11 protein-coding genes are annotated in these 18625 nt (G+C 43.9%); all 11 read left to right on the top strand.

All coding sequences use genetic code 11. The annotated features are described in order from the left end of the window. Window positions 1-6: 6 nt before the first annotated feature. The 11 genes from P0G38_RS11340 (at window position 7) to P0G38_RS11290 (ending at window position 18524) form a co-directional block, all read left to right on the top strand. A complete protein-coding gene (locus P0G38_RS11340; RefSeq protein ID WP_086294950.1) occupies window positions 7-315 on the top strand; it encodes a hypothetical protein in 309 nt (102 codons plus the stop codon). Continuing rightward, entirely contained in the window at window positions 312-959 is a 648-nt protein-coding gene (locus tag P0G38_RS11335) for a WxL domain-containing protein (protein ID WP_151196020.1), read from the top strand. Before P0G38_RS11340 ends, P0G38_RS11335 begins: the two co-directional genes overlap by 4 nt. Before the next feature lie 111 nt (window positions 960-1070). Then, a complete protein-coding gene (locus tag P0G38_RS11330; protein WP_151196019.1) occupies window positions 1071-2105 on the top strand; it encodes a WxLIP family cell surface protein in 1035 nt (344 codons plus the stop codon). Between the two features lie 613 nt (window positions 2106-2718). Beyond that, a complete protein-coding gene (locus tag P0G38_RS11325) occupies window positions 2719-3447 on the top strand; it encodes a LytTR family transcriptional regulator DNA-binding domain-containing protein (RefSeq protein WP_151196018.1) in 729 nt (242 codons plus the stop codon). A 27-nt stretch (window positions 3448-3474) separates the two neighbouring features. After that, window positions 3475-9402, top strand: a complete 5928-nt coding sequence (locus tag P0G38_RS11320; protein WP_275851091.1) for a bacterial Ig-like domain-containing protein — start codon at window positions 3475-3477, stop codon at window positions 9400-9402. A 265-nt stretch (window positions 9403-9667) separates the two neighbouring features. Continuing rightward, complete coding sequence (gene kdpA / locus P0G38_RS11315; protein WP_275851087.1) at window positions 9668-11344, top strand: potassium-transporting ATPase subunit KdpA; 1677 nt, start codon at window positions 9668-9670, stop codon at window positions 11342-11344. A gap of 12 nt (window positions 11345-11356) precedes the next feature. Beyond that, entirely contained in the window at window positions 11357-13387 is a 2031-nt protein-coding gene (gene kdpB, locus P0G38_RS11310) for a potassium-transporting ATPase subunit KdpB (RefSeq protein WP_275851084.1), read from the top strand. A gap of 41 nt (window positions 13388-13428) precedes the next feature. After that, a complete protein-coding gene (locus tag P0G38_RS11305) occupies window positions 13429-13965 on the top strand; it encodes a potassium-transporting ATPase subunit C (RefSeq protein ID WP_275851081.1) in 537 nt (178 codons plus the stop codon). 12 nt (window positions 13966-13977) lie between these two features. Further along, on the top strand, window positions 13978-16578 hold the full coding sequence (locus P0G38_RS11300) for a sensor histidine kinase (RefSeq protein WP_275851078.1): 2601 nt from the start codon (window positions 13978-13980) through the stop codon (window positions 16576-16578). 11 nt (window positions 16579-16589) lie between these two features. Next, window positions 16590-17282: a response regulator transcription factor gene (locus P0G38_RS11295; protein WP_074535106.1), complete on the top strand. Its 693-nt coding sequence runs from the start codon at window positions 16590-16592 to the stop codon at window positions 17280-17282. Between the two features lie 219 nt (window positions 17283-17501). Then, a complete protein-coding gene (locus tag P0G38_RS11290) occupies window positions 17502-18524 on the top strand; it encodes a LacI family DNA-binding transcriptional regulator (RefSeq protein ID WP_194192993.1) in 1023 nt (340 codons plus the stop codon). Window positions 18525-18625: the final 101 nt, after the last annotated feature.

Genomic DNA, 18625 nt, shown 5'->3' with positions numbered 1-18625 from the left:
AGCCGAATGAAAAAAAATTCCCTTGTGCTACTTCTGGTTTTGATGATCGGCAGTTTCTACAGTATCGTTCCATCAGCAGTAGCCAATACGACGACCGGCAACATTGAGTTTTATGAAGGACCATCGGAAACAGCTAGCAGTGATTCCATTGATGAAGAAATTGAACCACCGACCAGTCAAGAAACGGTCACTAACTCAGAAGAACCGCTGCCACAGCTTGCAGAAACCAATCACTTTTGGCTGCCCGTAATAGGCGGATTCTTCACTAGTCTGACATTGATCATTTGCATCAAAAAAAGGAGGATGGCAAAATGATTTCAAAGAAATTGATAATAGGCGCATTGGGCGTATTGACTGCACTTAGCATTGGTGCGACAGTGCAAGCAGATGACACGACCGGTGTCGTAGAATATACCTCTGGGGGCATCGTGTTTGACCCGGATAAAGGCGGGAGTGATCCCAATACGCAGCTACCAACGAATTTAGATTTTGGTGCCCATGAAATCCAAACAGAAAATGCCGAAACATGGGTGGCTACTACGGATGGAACTGGACTACCTGGGGATGGGTCAACGCTGCAAAGAGGGGCAGTTGCGGTCAGCGATAACCGAGGACAGGCGAACTCTTCTTGGGCGATCAAAGTACGGCAAGCAACCCAATTTACGGCAGGAGACAGCACGTTGGACGGTGCGGTATTAACGGTAGATACGGGGACGTTGACCAATAACTTGAGTTCACCGCCAACAGGAACCAGTGATATTGCCAATGGCGAGCTTGATTTTGCGGCGATCAACAATGAGTATGCGTTCTTGACCGCCAATGCTGGCGAAGGGATTGGTGAAACGTCGATGCCTTTAGAACAATTTACCCTTTCGATCCCAGCCAATACGGAAAAACAATCAGCAACCTACCAAACGACCCTCGTTTGGACGATCAGCAGTGCGCCGACGACCCCATAGGGCAGTAGTCATTGCGTAACAGTTAGCAGAAAAAAAGCAGCTTGCCTGAGCGGCTGCTTTTTATGCTAGCTGATTTTTCTTTCCTATTTTGTGTAGAAAGGATCTGACAGGATGCATCAGAAGAAAGTTCGAGGCAAAGGATTTCAGTATTGGGTAGTAAGTATTCTAACGGTCTTATTTTTCATTGGTACGAGCAGTACGGGGGCAGCAGATTCACTTGATACCTTCGATGTTCAAATCAAATTGCCAGAGTCACAGCAAGACAAAGAGCTGATGTACTATGATTTGTTGCTGGAGCCCAAGGCAGAAGAAAAACTAGCGGTCATGGTTTCCAATAAAAGCGAGCAACCAATCAATCTACAGCTATCCTTTAATCGAGCGGTCACGAATATGACGGGCGTCGTTGAGTATTCAGGGGCAAATGAGGAAACAACGCCTTCTGCTCCATACGCGATCGAAGAACTCGTCACTTTAAGTGATGAAACCCTTTCGTTAGCCCCTAATGAGCAAAAAGAAATCACCTTGACAGTCCAGATGCCATCTAAATCCTTTGATGGGATTTTGGCAGGGGGACTATACGTCCAGCAAACTGGCAGTGAAGAATTTCAAGGAAATGTCCAAAACCTACTAGCCAGAGAAGTGGCGGTGTTGCTCCGTAACAAAGAGACCGACATCCCACCAGCGGTTCGAATTGAGAAAGCCCATCTGGAAGAAATCAATCGCCGCAATGTCATCATCGTAGCGGTGGAAAATACAGCGGCAAATTATCTTAGTAAGGCTACGCTTGCTTATGAAGTGTTTCATGATGGACAAGCAACAGCGATCAAAGGAGAAAAAGAGGTCCAATTAGCGCCCAATGCGTTAATGAATTACGCACTGCCATTAGATGGAAACGAACTGCAATCAGGAGAGTATGAAATAAAAACGACCCTCAAAGCAGCTGATCAACAATGGCAAGGAGAGCCTACCTTCCAAGTTGCAAGGCAAGAAGCGCAAGAAAGAAACGAGCAAGATGTCAGTATTGAAGAAACCTCTTCGCCGATCCTTCTCTATTTATTGATCGGAGGTGTTTTATGTCTGATCATCGCCTATTTGATTTGGCATAATCGTAAGCTGAAGCGAGCATTGAATAAAAGTGATGATTAGCAGGTAGTGGAAATCAACGGTGGTTGCAGGAAAAGTCTACTATTATAGTAAAAAATGTTTTCAAATAGCTAAAAGCAGCACCACTCATAAAAAGAATCAGGAAAGAAAACCATTTATCATTGAGAATAAATGGTTTTTTCGTGTTCCGCACATTTTGTTGAGAACAGTGAAGGGGAAATTTTGACATTCACCAATAGGAGGTCATGTCATCACTGATGAATAATTGTTCTTCAATCGTTGAAAGGAAAGAAGCATCCAGTGGAAAATAAATAACGTTTGTGATGTTGGGTTCTGATCGTTTTTATCACATGGAATTATCATAAAACTTTACATAAAAGTGTTTCCGCTTCCCTTAAAGTCTTTCGTAGATATTGTTAAAAAACATAATATTTTTCTGTTGGCTACGCTTACTCCCTTATAAAAGCTTTAAGAAAACTCTTTAGCGTGTCTTTTTATCTATAATAGGTTTAGACCAATTACAGCGTCTTTTCTTACTTTGTTTTTAATTTAAACTACCTTTTTTGCATGAATGTTTCTTTAATTCGTTTGAAAGTGCAAGCAGGCATTTTTGATTAAGAATACAATTAGAAATGATGCAAAAAGGAGAATTAAGATGTCTGCAAATTTGAGCAATTTCGCTGTTTATATAGTAGATGACAACTTTTTTAATGGGAATTTGATGAAGAAAATGATTACGGAAAGTCGTGTTCCGCATTCTTTAGTGCAGATTCTTTCGCCTGAAGAACTAGCCCCTTTTCTTGACGGATACCTAACAGATGTGAACGATCTCTTCTTATTTTCCATTGAAATGAAAGGATTTGATCGAAGTTTTCACTTAGCAGGAAGCTTGAGGGAACAATGCAAAAAGTGTCAAATCGCTTTTTATGGTGCCTATGCCTCCAAAATCGAAATCAAGAAGCTGAATCTTATCTGTCCTTTAGGGATCATCGATACAAAAGAAAAGGAGGTGGCAATGCAGCTAAAAAATTTATTAACGGAAGCGATCGAAGTCAAACGATCCTTACTGGGAAAAAAGCACTTATTAAAAATCGTCAGTAAAAGAGAGTTGATGGTGGTTGATGCAGAAGCAATCAACTATATTACAACGATCAAAGGAGAGCGAAACCGAATCGCTTTTCACCAAAAAAAGTCGATCGAATTCCTCGAAACTTCCTTGAAGGTGATCAAACAATTAGAGCTGCCAGAGTATTATAACGTCTTCAAATCCTACATTATCAATGCGCGACAAATCAAAATGATCGATCGAACAAACAATGTTTTGTGCTTTTTTAATGGAGAAGAGTTAGAAGTCGGGAAAAAAATCCGTAAGGCAATCAGTTAAAACTACATACATTTACTGGAGGAGAAAATGAATAAGAGAAGCAAAAGAATTCGTCATGGGATCGTTGTTACCGCACTAGGAATCACTCAAGTGATCACTCCGATCATGGCGATAGCGGAAACAACCGAACAAGAACAGACCGTCAACATGCTAGACAAATCCGATCAACTACTAGAAACGATGACTGAATCGACAAATGAAACTAACGGAAACGAAGCACAAGCAGCTGAGGATGCTCAAACTGATTATTCTTCCGAAGCGAGCAAAGAGGAATCATCAGCTGGTTCAGAAAACACGGAACCAAGTGAAACGAGCACATCCGCTTCCTCAAATAGAACGGAAGATTCTAGCCATGCGAGACAAGAAAGTTCTTCAACATCCGATTCAAAAGAAACCAAAGAAGAGCAACACACACCTCGTGTCAGCACACGCATCAATGACCAAGAACTTTTGGAAAAAGGCACCCTGCTGACCATTGCTGGCGAAGAATTCAGCCGAACGGAAGAAACACGAATCTTAAACAATAGTCCAGTGAAACTGAAATTGGATTTTGAAATCAATAACAAAGATTATTTCGCTGGCACCACTGCTGTTTTTGACTTGCCGCAAGGCCTTGGCTTTAGTGATGTGCAAGGAACCAATGAAGCGATCAATGCATCGTGGGCTGTAGATAGTGCAGCTCATCAACTGATGATCACGTTTAATCAATCGGTTCATGATGCCTCTTTTTCGATCGAGTTGACTAGTTATCTATATTCAGAAGATAAGCCTCAGCTAACGATTGAGATCGGCGATCAAAACCAGACAAGCTACGCCATTGATTTGTATGAAGAAGTTGACCCGATTCAATATGTGTCAGAAAAAAATGTCTTTGGGATGCAAGGAATGGTTTACTACAATACTGATCGGACATTATCTGGAACGGAAACTCTTTCACTGCATTTGGTTGATACGCCGGGTGCGTCCTTCAAAAAGATTGAGACCCAACCGTTAAAAGTCTTCAGCTATGAAGTGGATATCAAAGGAAAGATCAAGCCAGAAACACAGACAGCATTAGTCGAAGGGACAGACTATACGATCACTTCAAATAGTCTTTACAATACTGCTGTTGAAATCAAACAGATGGACAAACAAAAGGCTTATGGGGTTTCTTATCAATTCACCATGAGTTTGACCGAGCTGACGGATTATACGCCTTCTTTTTCAAAAGGGTATCCAACGACCGGATTTGGTTCGGTACAGCTAAAACAAACAACTGCCCAAAACAGAGGGTTTTCCTTTACCGCAAAAACCAGCAAAGATGAAAAAGAAGTCGATTCTAGGTATTATATGGGGGTTGCTTCTGCCAGTTTTATGAATGGCCTTTCTAAAGGAAACTACTATGTATCAATTCATCAAATGCCGACGGAGATGAAAGCAGGTCAACAAATCATCCTTTCGAGTCAAAACGGACAGCCGATCACGGCGAAACAGTTAACAGCAAGAGATGCCTTCTATCAAAATGTGACTTTTTCGGATTATTTTTCTGTCGAAAATAACGGGGACAAACTGATTGTGACCGCTACAAAAGACAGCAATCTCACTCTTGGTTCCACGAACGTAACCGTACCCTTTGATCAGAAAGATATCATTCTCAATGTCTCGACACCGTTGATCGCCAATAGAGAATTCAAAATCGTTGAAGACAACTATGTCGAACCAATCAGTGTCCTTAATCCCAACAATGCTGAAACAGCTTGGGGAAATTATGACCAAAATGGAGCTTACATGAGTGATACCTCCATCAACATCGAAGGCAGTAACTCACAACCAATCGAAAATTTACAAATGTTTATAGAACATCCAGAGTATCTTTCTTTGAGAAAGGTACCAAAAGTCAGTTTTTACTACACATTAGGAAAAGATTATACGATTGAAGAAGTAGCAGGAGGAACGATGGTCACTTTTACGTCGCCCATTACCTATTCCGTTCAATTTGATATCGGCTTCAATTATGTGCCAGACAGTTTAGCACCGACAAAATCGATTCCTAACGATACAATTCCAATCACGATTTCCGCAACGGGACTTGACACGGTTCATACCTCCGTCTATACCGGAAGAAAACTGTATTCTGAACGCACGCTCCAAAGTAGTAAAAATCAGTTTTTAGTCAACGCGCGTCAAGATACCATCAGTGATTTGACTGTTGAAACTCATGTACCGAAAAATACCGATGTCGTGTTTTCGATCATCGATGTTTCCAATGAACAAGTCAGTGGCATTTATCCACAGTATTGGGATCGCGGTTATTATGATAACCAAGCCATGAAGGAAAGCGATCCGAATTATCCAACGATCACCCATGATGAAGAAACCAACTATTATACCTTTGATTTTGGGACGACCAATCGGCGCTACATTATTTCCTATCAATACGCCAATGGATGGCAGGAAATGAGTACGATTTATGTACCTGGTTATGCAAAAGAACCGTTATCAAATAATCAGCAAGGCACAGCCACAGTTTCAGTATCCAATACGGCGACAGATATTATTGGCATTACGCAAAATACCGTCAATAATACGAAAAACATGACGCAGGTCAAGGTCACGACAAAAAATATTGATGATGGCTCGAAAAAAGTAGCAAATCCAACGATCCTTCTAAAATCGTTAGGGAACACCAATGGCGAAATCGATTTAGGATCGATCACTGTTTCGAATGTGCCAGATGACAGCTATGAAGTCAAAGAAGTTGATGGGAACATACAGCTTGTCTTTTCAAACTATGTTCTAACGAAAAATATCGAAATCAGTTACAACGTCCTTTCACAAAATGCCGGCCAAATCTCAGCCTCAGCAACGATCGTTTCTGATACGATCGATACCTTGTCGGAAGCCAAACGGACGGCTACCTCGACGGTGACCAATCTGCAATTTTCGGCAGGCGATTCCAGCGGGATCATATACAAAACCAATGCGACGCTTGATGTTTATAATACCGAAGAGCCGACTGAGAAGATTGCGGGGGTTACTTTGACGCTTTGGAATCAATTGACAGGAGATATCGTTTCTGTCGTAACGGATGAAAATGGAGAATACCAATTAACTGATATTTATACGGGGAACTATACGCTTTATGTTTCCTACGTCCCAGAAGGTTACGTCATACCACAGGAACTTCAGCTTGGTAAAGAGGTGCAAGTGAATCGGACGGGCAATCATCTTTCTGTCGGTATCACACCAGAAGAAGACTTGTCGACGATCGACGCCAAAGATAGCACGATCTACGTGGGAGATGAATGGCATGCTGAAGACAACTTTGTTTCAGCGACAGACAAACACGGCAATGCGTTGACTTTCTCGGAAATCACAGTCAATGGCGAGGTCGACACGACAAACGTTGGCACCTATGAAGTCAAATACATCAATGGCAGTGTTAGTCAAACAGCGACGATCACCGTGGTTGCCAACCAAGAAACGGTAGCAACCAAAGACAGCACGTTATATGTAGGCGATGCATGGACAGCAGCTGATAATTTTCTATCGGCAACGGATAAAGACGGCAACGCAGTGACAATCGCAGAAGTGACCATCAACGGTGAAGTTGATACGGACACACCAGGAGAATACCAAGTCATTTATCACAATGGCAAAGCCGAAGCGACAGCAACGATCACCGTGTTAGCTGATCAAACATCGGTCAAAGTAAAAGATAGCACCTTATACGTCGGGGACGACTGGCATGCGGTTGATAACTTTGTTTCGGCAACGGACAAAACAGGAGTGAATGTACCATTTTCAGGAGTGACAGTTAGTGGAGCCGTGGATACTTCCAAAGAAGGTCAATATCCAGTGGTTTATCAAAACGGCAATCAAAAAGCAGTCGCCACGATCACCGTGGTTGCCAATCAAGAAACAGTCGTTGCCAAGGATAGTACACTTTATGTTGGAGATGCATGGGAGCTTGCGGACAACTTTGTTTCAGCAACGGATAAGAAGGGGCAACCGTTAAGCTTGGCAGAAGTCACCACCAGTGGTGAAGTGGATACGAAAGTACCAGGAGAATACCAAGTAACCTATCGCAATGGCAAAGCCGAAGCAACTGCCACGATTACCGTGTTAGCGGATCAAACGAGCGTTCAAGCTAAAGACAGTACTTTATATGTCGGTGATGAATGGGAAGCCGCCGACAACTTTGTTTCCGCAACGGACAAAACCGGATCAAACCTACCATTTTCAGGAGTGACGGTTAGTGGGTCAGTCGATACCTCCAAAGCAGGCGAATATCCAGTGGTTTACCAGAATGGCCATGTTAAAGCAACGGCGACGATTACGGTCGTTGCCAACCAAGAAACGGTAGTCGCCAAAGATAGTACGATTTATGAAGGCGATGACTGGCAAGTCGCCGATAACTTTGTGTCGGCAACAGATAAAGACGGCAACGAAGTAAAACTGGCTGATATCACAACGATAGGTACAGTCGACAGCGCCATACCAGGGAAATATGAAGTAATTTATCGCAATGGCAAAGCTGAGGCGAAAGCGACGATCACCGTGTTAGCTGAGCAAACATCAGTTAAAGCCAAAGATAGCACCTTATATGTCGGGGATGACTGGCAAGCAATCGACAACTTTGTCTCAGCCACAGACAAAACCGGAGCAAACCTACCATTTTCAGGAGTGATTGTTAGCGGATCAGTTGATACGAGCAAAGAAGGTCAGTATAAAGTTACTTATAGCAATGAGAAAATGGAAGCTATTGCTACGATTACGGTCGTTGCCAACCAAGAAACGGTAGTCGCCAAAGATAGTATGATTTATGAAGGTGATGACTGGCAAGCTGCTGATAACTTTGTGTCGGCAACAGACAAAGACGGCAACGCAGTAAAACTGACTGATATCACAACAGTAGGTACAGTCGACAGCGCCACACCAGGGAAATATGAAGTGATTTATCGCAATGGCAAAGCCGAAGCAAAAGCGACGATCACCGTGTTAGCTGATCAAACAAGCATTAAAGCTAAAGACAGTACCCTATACGTCGGCGACGATTGGGAAGCTGCCGACAACTTTGTCTCAGCCACAGACAAAACGGGAGCAAGTCTACCGTTTTCAGGAGTGACGGTTAGTGGCACAGTCGATACCTCCAAAGCAGACGAGTACCCAGTGGTTTATCAAAATGGCAATGTAAAAGCAACTGCGATGATTACCGTGGTGGCTGACCAAGAAACGGTAGTTGCCAAAGACAGTACGATTTATGAGGGTGAAGACTGGCAAGCTGCCGATAACTTTGTGTCTGCAACAGATAAAGACGGCAAAGAAGTGCAACTGACTGATATCACAACAGTAGGTACAGTTGACAGCACCACACCAGGCAGATACCAAGTAACCTATCGCAATGGCAAAGCCGAAGCCACTGCCACAATTACCGTTTTGGCAGACCAAACCTCTGTGACTGTGAAAGATAGCGTGATTTATGTTGGTGACAACTGGACAGCTGCCGACAATTTTGTCTCCGCTACAGATCGTGACGGTAAGTCACTCGCATTGGAGCAACTGCTGGTGGACGGTTCGGTGGATACGAAGAAAACGGGCACCTATCAAGTCACTTATTCAATCGTCACTGATGAAGCAGCAACTCCTAACTTTTTCGCACGTTTATTTGGTACTCGCTCACAAGAAGCAGTCACCGCCACAGCGACGATCAAAGTCGTTGAAAAAGCAGAAGAACCAGAGGAGGACGATCAGCAGCCTACGAAAGATGATTCTAACAAAGGGCAAGAAAAACCAACGAATGAAGGGCAGACTGACAAACAAACCAAAGCGACCGCAAAGGACAAACGGGTGCTACCAAAGACTGGTACAGCCATCACTCAAGGCTATTCGATTGCAGGAGTGAGCCTTGTTGCACTAGCGGGGATCGTCTTCTTTCGTAAGAAACACACGAACAAAAGCAGAAAAACGAAATAAGTCTCAATGACTCTAACAGCGGATATCGTGAAGGATATCCGCTATTTTTGTTTTTTAAAATACCTGCTGTATTGCGGTTTTCTTGTCCGATAAGCAGCCGTATAAAGAAGATATAAAGATGCTAGCAGAAGATTTACACTATTTTTATTTCTTTTTGCGTATGCTTACGTCATGAAGGAGTGAAGAATATGAATCTTGTTTTAGGAATAATCGGAGTGATCGTAATGATCTATCTCTTTTGGTACTTGTTTGAGGGGGGAGAACGATGAGTAGCTATTTTGTGCAAGGCTTTTTATTTTTACTGATCTTACTAGCAGCAGCGGTTCCTTTGGGCTGGTATATCAAAGAAATCATGCAAGGAAAAACACCGCGGTTTGTCCGCTTTATTCAACCCATTGAACGGTTGACCTATCGAGTGATTGGTTCGGTCAGCAAAAAAGAAATGACCGCCAAAACCTATCTCTTTTCCGTCTTGGCCGTCAGTGTCTTTTCCATCATCGGCTTGACCGGATTATTGATGGTTCAGCACTGGTTACCGCAAGAGGCAGCCGTTGAGAATATGTCCTTTGACTTAGCATTGAACACAGCCGTCAGTTTTGTGACGAACACGAACTGGCAAGCTTACGCTGGGGAAGAAGCACTGACCAATCTTTCCCAAGCATTAGGATTAACAGTGCAAAATTTCTTATCTGCGGCAGTAGGATTAGCTGTACTGTGTGCCTTGATTCGTGGGCTGCAGCAAAAACAAAAACGTACGGTAGGGAATTTTTGGCAAGACATCACCCGTTCCTTGCTCTATATCCTTTTGCCACTTTCATTGATTTTAGCGATCTTGCTCCTGTCTCAAGGCGTTGTCCAAACGTTGAGCAGCGGCGTGGAAGTCAATGGATTTGAGGGGGGATCCTTTTGGATGGCGCTCGGACCAGTAGCGAGTCAAATCGCCATCAAGCAATTAGGGACCAACGGCGGCGGTTTCTTTGGCGCCAACTCTGCCCATCCATTTGAAAACCCAACGATGTTCAGTAACTTTTTAGAAAACTTAGCGATCTTGTTGCTACCAGCTGCTTTGATTTTTGCCTTTGGCTTTTGGATCAAAGAGTGGAAACAAGGACGTACGATCTTGATCACCGCAACCGTCTTTTTGATCCTAGCTTTTATTGGCGTAGTGATCAGTGAAGCTTATGGACCGCAATTCAGTCAAGTGCTTGGGAATGCCAATCTAGAAGGCAAAGAAGTACGTTTCGGTGTCGGTTGGTCGAGTCTCTGGGCAGTGAGTACCACCGCTGCTTCCAGTGGATCAGTCAATGCCATGCTGGATAGTTTCACACCACTTGGGGGTGCGATCCCGATGTTCTTGATGCAGCTGGGGGAAATCATCTTTGGTGGTGTCGGCAGTGGGCTTTATGGCATGATCGCTTTTCTATTATTGACGGTCTTTATCGCTGGTTTATTAGTCGGACGAACACCTGAATATATCGGCAAAAAAATCGAAGCTTTTGACATTAAAATGACGAGTATCGTTATTTTGACGCCATTGCTACTGACGCTTTTCGGGGCTATGTTGATGACCTTGCATCCTGATATCATGAGCTGGCTAACCAACCAAGGCGCCCATGGCTTTAGCGAACTGCTGTATGCAGCAACTTCCTTTAGCAACAACAATGGGAGTGCCTTTGGCGGCTTGACCGCAGATACTGTTTTCCTAAATAGTTTGGGGAGTATCTTGATGTTCGTTTCACGTTTCGTTCCCATCGCAGCCATCTTGTATCTGGCAGAAAACATGGGGGCCAAAAAGAAAACCGTTCGTAATGAAGGAACCTTGTCAACCACGAGTCCAGTCTTTGTCACGATGCTGATCATTGTGATCATCGTGATCGGTGCACTGAGCTTTTTACCAGCGATGGCTTTAGGCCCAATCGCAGACTTCTTTACAACGAAATAGGAGAGAGAAAAAATGAAAAAAATCTATCAATGGGCGATCGGCGAATCCTTTAAGAAATTGGACCCTCGCCAACAAATCAAAAACCCCGTGATGTTTGTGGTTTATTTAGGGGCGATCTTGACAACCGTTTTATGTTTTCAAGAACAAACAGTCCCGTTGTGGTTTAGCATCAGTGTGACCGTCTTCTTATGGTTGACCTTGTTGTTTGCCAATTTTGCCGAAGCAGTGGCAGAAGGGCGCGGCAAAGCACAAGCGGATAGTTTGAAGCAAGCTAAAAAAGAAATCATGACTTACAAAGTCATGTCCTTGGAAGATGTTGCCAAAGAGGCTTTTATCGAAGTCCGTTCCTCCGATTTGAAAAAAGGCGACTTGGTGTACGTTCCTTCTGGCGAACAAATTCCTGCCGATGGGGATGTCGTGGAAGGTGCTGCTTCGGTGGACGAAAGTGCCATCACAGGAGAATCAGCACCTGTCATTCGTGAATCTGGTGGCGACCGCAGTGCAGTCACGGGAGGAACCTTAGTCGTTTCGGATTACTTGGTCATCAAAGTGACCGCTGAAAATGGTCATTCTTTTTTGGATAAAATGATTGCGATGGTGGAAGGGACGCAGCGGAAAAAAACACCCAATGAGATTGGCTTGCAGCTGTTCTTAGTGACACTGACCATCATCTTCTTGGCAGTTTCCATCACATTGATTCCTTTTACCGATTTTAGCAGTCAGTTATCTGGTAGAGGAACGGCGATTTCCAGTGTGATCGTGATCGCGTTATTGATTTGTCTCGCACCAACTACGATCGGTGCCTTGATTTCCTCGATTGGGATCGCTGGAATGAGTCGTTTGACCAAAGAAAACGTCATCGCCATGAGTGGGCGTGCGATTGAAGCTGCAGGAGATGTGGATGTTTTGCTGCTGGATAAAACAGGAACCATTACTCTGGGAAACCGCCGTGCCAGCGAGTTCTTGCCGGTACCGGGGGTCACCGCTAAAGAGTTAGCAGATGCAGCGCAGTTGGCATCTTTTGCCGATGAAACGGCAGAAGGACGCAGTATCGTGATTTTAGCCAAAGAAGCCTTCAATATTCGTGAGCGGGAGTTTCAGCAAGCCGATGTCCATTGGATCGATTTTAGTGCCAAAACACGAATGTCTGGGATCGACTATCGTGGTGATGAGATCCGTAAAGGAGCTGCGGATACGATCAAGCAATATGTGACGGTAAAAGGGCGGACCTATCCCACTGCGTGTGACGAGATCGTAGAAAAAGTCGCTAAAGCTGGTGGAACCCCATTGGTCGTAGTGAAAAATGGTCAGGTACTCGGAGTCGTTTATTTAAAAGACATCGTGAAAAACGGCGTCAAAGAAAAATTTGCCGACATGCGCAAGATGGGTATCAAAACGATCATGATCACTGGGGACAACCCTTTGACGGCAGCTGCTATTGCCGCCGAAGCGGGCGTCGATGATTTCTTAGCCGAAGCAACACCAGAAAACAAAATGAACCTGATTCGCGAATATCAGGAAAAAGGGCATTTGGTGGCGATGACGGGGGATGGAACCAACGATGCACCCGCACTCGCCCAAGCCGATGTGGCAATGGCGATGAACACTGGTACGCAAGCAGCCAAAGAAGCGGGCAATATGATCGATCTTGATTCCAGCCCTACCAAATTACTGCAAGTAGTCCAAATTGGTAAACAGCTGCTGATGACCCGTGGGGCTTTGACGACCTTTAGTATCGCAAATGATATCGCCAAATATTTCGCAGTGATCCCTGTTCTGTTTTATGCGATTTATCCAGAACTCGCAGCGCTGAATATCATGAATCTTGGTAGTCCCTTAACTGCGATTTTGTCTGCAGTCATTTACAATGCAGTCGTGATCATCGCCTTGATCCCTTTGGCGTTAAAAGGGGTCAAATACCAAGAAAAACCAGCCAGCCAAATGCTGCGACACAATCTTGTCGTCTACGGCCTAGGCGGCATCATCGCACCATTCATTTGCATCAAGCTAGTAGATTTGCTTTTGTCAGCTGTTCTGCTATAAGAAAAATCCATCAGAGTCAAGGAGTCATTTAGGAGGAAAACATGATGAAGAACACCCTCTTTGCTAGTATCAAATTTTTACTAGTTAGTACCGTGTTATTTGGCGGTCTCTATACATTGTTGGTCACTGGTGTCGGACAAGTCTTTTTTGCCCATCAAGCCAACGGCAGTCAAATCGTGGAAGATGGAGCGGTCAAAGGATCTGAGCTGCTTGCGCAACCCTTTGACCAAGCAGGTTACTTCCAAGGGCGTGATCAAACCGTTTCACAATTATCGCCCTATGATACGACCCAAAAAAAGACTGTAGCTGAGCGGACAGCGACGTTGCTGGTAGAAAACCCAACCCAAACCAGTGTGCCGATCGATCTCGTGACCGCTTCTGGTAGTGGCGTCGATCCTGATATCAGTGTCGAAGCGGCACTTTTTCAACTGCCACGAATCGCTGACACAAGAGGCATCGATGAACAAATAATTCATGATATAATAAACAGGAATAAAGTAGCTGATTTGTTCTCCACGAGAGAATACGTCAATATCATGACCTTGAATCAGCAGCTCGATCAATTACCCGAGGAATAGGGGGAAGCATCTATGAGTGAAAACAACCAGCAGACAATCCCAGAAGAGATGCTGCTGCAAGCAGGGTTTGGACCTAAACGTGGCAAACTACGGGTGTTTTTCGGTTTTGCTGCCGGCGTCGGAAAAACCTATACGATGTTAACCGAAGCCCATGAGTGTTTGCTCATGGGCAAAAATGTGGTGATCGGCTATATCGAACCCCACAAACGTCCCGATACCAATCGATTGCTTGAAGGGTTACCACAAGTACCATTAAAGCAATACCAGCACAAGCAATTGACCCTTTATGAGCCAGATATCGATCGACTGATCCAACTAAAACCAGATATCGTCTTGATCGATGAGTTGGCACATACCAATCCCATTGGTGCGCGAAACAAAAAACGTTACCAAGATGTCGATGAACTATTGAATGCAGGAATCACCGTCTACACGACCATCAATGTCCAGCATATCGAAAGTCTGAATGACATCGTGGAAAAGGTCACGGAAGTGGAAGTCAGAGAAACGGTGCCTGACACCTTTTTCCAACACGCCAGTTTGCGGGTAGTGGATGTTGAACCAGACGAACTGATCGATCGATTGGAACAAGGAAAAATCTATGCTGATGAAAATGCCAAACGAGCGCTAAAAAATTTTTTTACGCCAGAAAAACTTGATCATCTGCGGGGATTAGCGATCCAAAAAGCTTCCAATCATATCAATCAAATGAACGGCGGTCGAAAACGAGTTCAAAGCAAGCTTTTGACGATTATTGATGATCGCTTGCCGAAAATGGCAGAAAAATGCATTCGTTGGACCGCTCGCTTAGCCCAAGGAGTCGGTGCCGAATGGACGGTCATCCAAGTTCGATCGTTAGATGATACACCTACCGAAGTGCCGTTGGCAGAGCGTTTGGGTGCAGAAGTCATCAACATTGAAGCGGATGACAGTTTTGAAACCATCGTAGAGTATGCCAAAATGACGGGTGCCAGTGACATTATCATGGGGAAACAGGTTTCTCAAAAGTGGTTCCAAAAATTGTTTGTCGAGGATTTAGAAGACCGCTTGATTCGGCGCCTTGATGACATTGAGATCCATTTGATTCCTTTTAAAGAAAAAATGCAGCGACCACGGCTGACGTTTTCGCAATTATTTGAAGGCGGCGGTCGAGATTTCACCTTGACCTTTGGGCTGATCATGCTCGCCACCTTAGTGACAGAAGGCATGCAGTATCTGCATTTCGGCGAGCAGAACTTGATGCTGGTCTACATCTTTTTTGTTCTCTTAGTGGCCCGTTACACGAGTGGCTATCTATGGAGTGCCATGGCATCAATTATTAGTGTCCTTTCTTATAACTGGTTCTTTGTCGAACCCTTGTATTCCTTGACGGTCTATAAAGCAGGCTATCCAATCACATTAGTGATCATGCTGATCGTTGCCTTGATGATCAGTAACTTGATGGTTCGATTGAAGACCCAAGCAGAAAATGCCAAGGAAAAAGAGCACCAAATGGAGATATTGTATGAACTGAACAAACAATACATGGAAACGCGGAATGAGCAAGAAATCTATGAAAGTACGACCATCTATTTGGCACGCTTACTCCAGCGAGAAGTGGCGTTATATGACAGAGAGGGCCACTTGAGAAGTCTGCATTCTTCAAGAGAAACACTGTCTCAACTGACTGGCAAGGATGAGAAAGCCGTCGCTTTTTGGGTCGTGAAAAATCAAAAAGAAGCTGGTCGCGGCACAGATACTCTGATTGGTGCCAATGGATTTTACTTGCCGATCGTTTTAAACGGCAAACCACTAGGCGCCCTTGGGGTAGAACGCAACGAGGAGCATCAGTTGGCCAATAGTCAATTGAATTACTTGCGCCTTGTGATCACCCAAATCGCGACCGTGTTGGAGCAAGTCTCATTGGCGAGTGAGAAAGAACAGATCCAATTAGAAAACGAACGGGAAAAAGTCCGCAGCAATCTACTGCGTGCGGTCTCCCATGACTTGCGGACTCCCTTGACGACAATTTCTGGCATTGCCGAAACATTGAGTGAAACCGAAGGCGTGATTAAAAAGGAAACGAAACAAAAGCTGCTAGGAGACATCCAAAGTGAATCCCAGTGGTTGATCCGCATGGTCGAAAACTTACTGTCGGTGACCCGCATCAACTTGACTAATATGGCGGTCAAGCGCAGTGAAGAGCCGATCGAAGAAATTATCGAAGCGGTTTTGACGCACCTGAAAAAAGTCTATCCGCAACAAAAAATCATCGTGAAGATGCCCAATCAGCTGATTTTTGTCCAAGTCGATCCAATCTTGGTCGAACAAGCCTTGTTTAATCTGATTGAAAATGGGGTTCGCCATGGAACCGCCGATACACCGATTTTCTTGCGAGTTTCTCAAGAGCAGGATGTGGTCATTGAAATCGAAAACCAAGGGGAGATCCCCTTAGGACAATACCAAAAAATCCAAGCAAATTTGACCAATGACACCGAAGTGCCGGTGGATTCAAAAAATGGATTAGGTATCGGACTGAGTATCGTTAAAACCATCATCCATGCCCATGAAGGCAAATTAGCGATCGAAACGAAAGCAGGCAGTACGATCTTTCGTATTTATTTAAAGCAGTAAGGAGGGAAAACATGCAGCGACATTTTTTATTGATTGAAGATGATTCGAATATCGTTGATTTTATGGAGGTCGTCTTGCAAAGAGAGCATTACAACTTTACGTCAGTTGGCACGGGCATGGAGGCATTGATGCTCTTGCAGGAAGAAACCATCGACTTCATCTTGCTGGATCTGGGCTTACCGGACATTGACGGCATGGAGCTGTTGAAAATCATTCGTAAGCGCATGAACACACCGATCATCGTGATCTCTGCCCGCAAAGATGAACAAGACAAAGTGCAAGCGTTAGACCTCGGTGCCGATGATTATGTAACAAAGCCCTTCAGTACCAATGAATTATTTGCCCGTATCCGCACGGCATTGCGGCACAAGGAGTCAGCTGCCTTTAGCAGCAGCCCGATTCTCGTAAACAAGGAGTTAACGATCAATTTTGAGAAGAAAATCCTGTACAAGAATCAAAATGAGATCCATTTGACCAAAAACGAATACCGTATTATGGCAGTAATGTTCAAGAATTTAGGCAAAGTCGTCACTTACGATACGCTGACCAGTGAAGTCTGGGGACCTTTTGCAGCGGATGCACAAACCTTACGAGTCAATATCTCAAACATTCGCAAAAAAATCGAAACCAATACGCTGCAACCAGAATATTTGATCACTGAAATCGGCGTCGGGTATCGCTTGCGGGAGTATCCAGCAGAATAGCGGTCGTCAAAGGAAATAAGGAGGAAAAACGTGCAGCGGCTCTTTGGTCGCTGCACGTTTCTATTTTTTGTTAATTGCGAAGAGACGTTGAACTGATTGCTTCTCCATAGATGATTTGAAACTGTAGGTAAACAAGTAGGTAGGTTGTTAACTAAAATTTCTTTTCATTCTGATCATTTTGTGTTTATATCATAGTATAAAGTAAAAAAGGAGAGTATTATGGCAGGAATTAGAGACGTCGCAAAACGAGCGGGTGTATCGATCGCAACTGTATCGAGGGTGCTCAATGAAGATCCTACGTTATCTGTCACGCAAGAAACAAAAAATAAGATCAATGAAGCCGTGGAATTTTTTCACTATAGTAAGAAGAAAGTACCTGTGAAAAAGGCAATGAATATTGCAGTGGTATCCACTGTTTCGGAAGAAGCTGAACTAGAAGATCCCTATTTTCGGGCGATTCGTCGTGGCATTCAAGCACAAGCAGAGCAAAATAAGTTTCGCATAAAAAAAACGTATTATATGTCTGAACGCCCAGTTGCCATTGAGGAGCTAAGAGAGTATCAGGGAGTCCTTGTTATTGGTCAAGTCTTGCCAACTTTTTTAGCAAAGATCGCAGCAGTCAATCCTCATATCGTCGTGATCGATGATCCTTCTTTGTCTTCAGAATGGGATGCGGTATATACGGATTTCTCTATAGCAGCAACCGAGCACTTAGAGCGTTTGTATAAAAAAGGGCATCGAAATATCGCTTTTATTGGGGGATATCGGGTACGTCTGGATGCATCCAGTGAGAAACATCAATCGCCAGATGATATGCGGATGAACACTTATGTGTATTGGATGAAAGAAAAAGGATTGGAAGAATACATCAATGTCTACCTAGAAGGATGGAACACATTAGACGGTATCAAAGCCACTGAGCAATTGCTTGAACAATGCAAAGAGAGCCTTCCTTCAGCTATTATGGTCGCCAATGATTCGATTGCAGTTGGTACATATCGCTCCTTGCAAAAACGTGGGTATCGGATACCAGAAGATATCTCAGTAGTCAGTTTCAACAATATCGAAGTTGCAGAATTTTTGACCCCATCTTTAAGTACCGTTGCCATCGATATGGAAGAACTGGGAAAAATTGCTTTACGGATGGTAGAAGAGCGGATCAAAGGCATTCGTCAAGTACCTGTTAAAATCATGGTGGCCAGTAAGATGATCGTCAGAGAAAGTGAAAAAGAAAGAGATTAATGCTAAGAGTAAACACTGTAAAGTGTTTACTCTTTTTATTTTAGTTAAAAGTAATTGACAATCTGATTAGTAAACAGTATATTTGTTTTGTAAAAAGAAAA

The organism is Enterococcus casseliflavus (assembly GCF_029215545.1).
GTDB classification, from domain to species: Bacteria; Bacillota; Bacilli; order Lactobacillales; family Enterococcaceae; genus Enterococcus_D; species Enterococcus_D casseliflavus.
The sequence above is the reverse complement of the archived record's forward strand: the minus strand, read 5'-3'. Positions and strand labels throughout refer to the sequence as shown.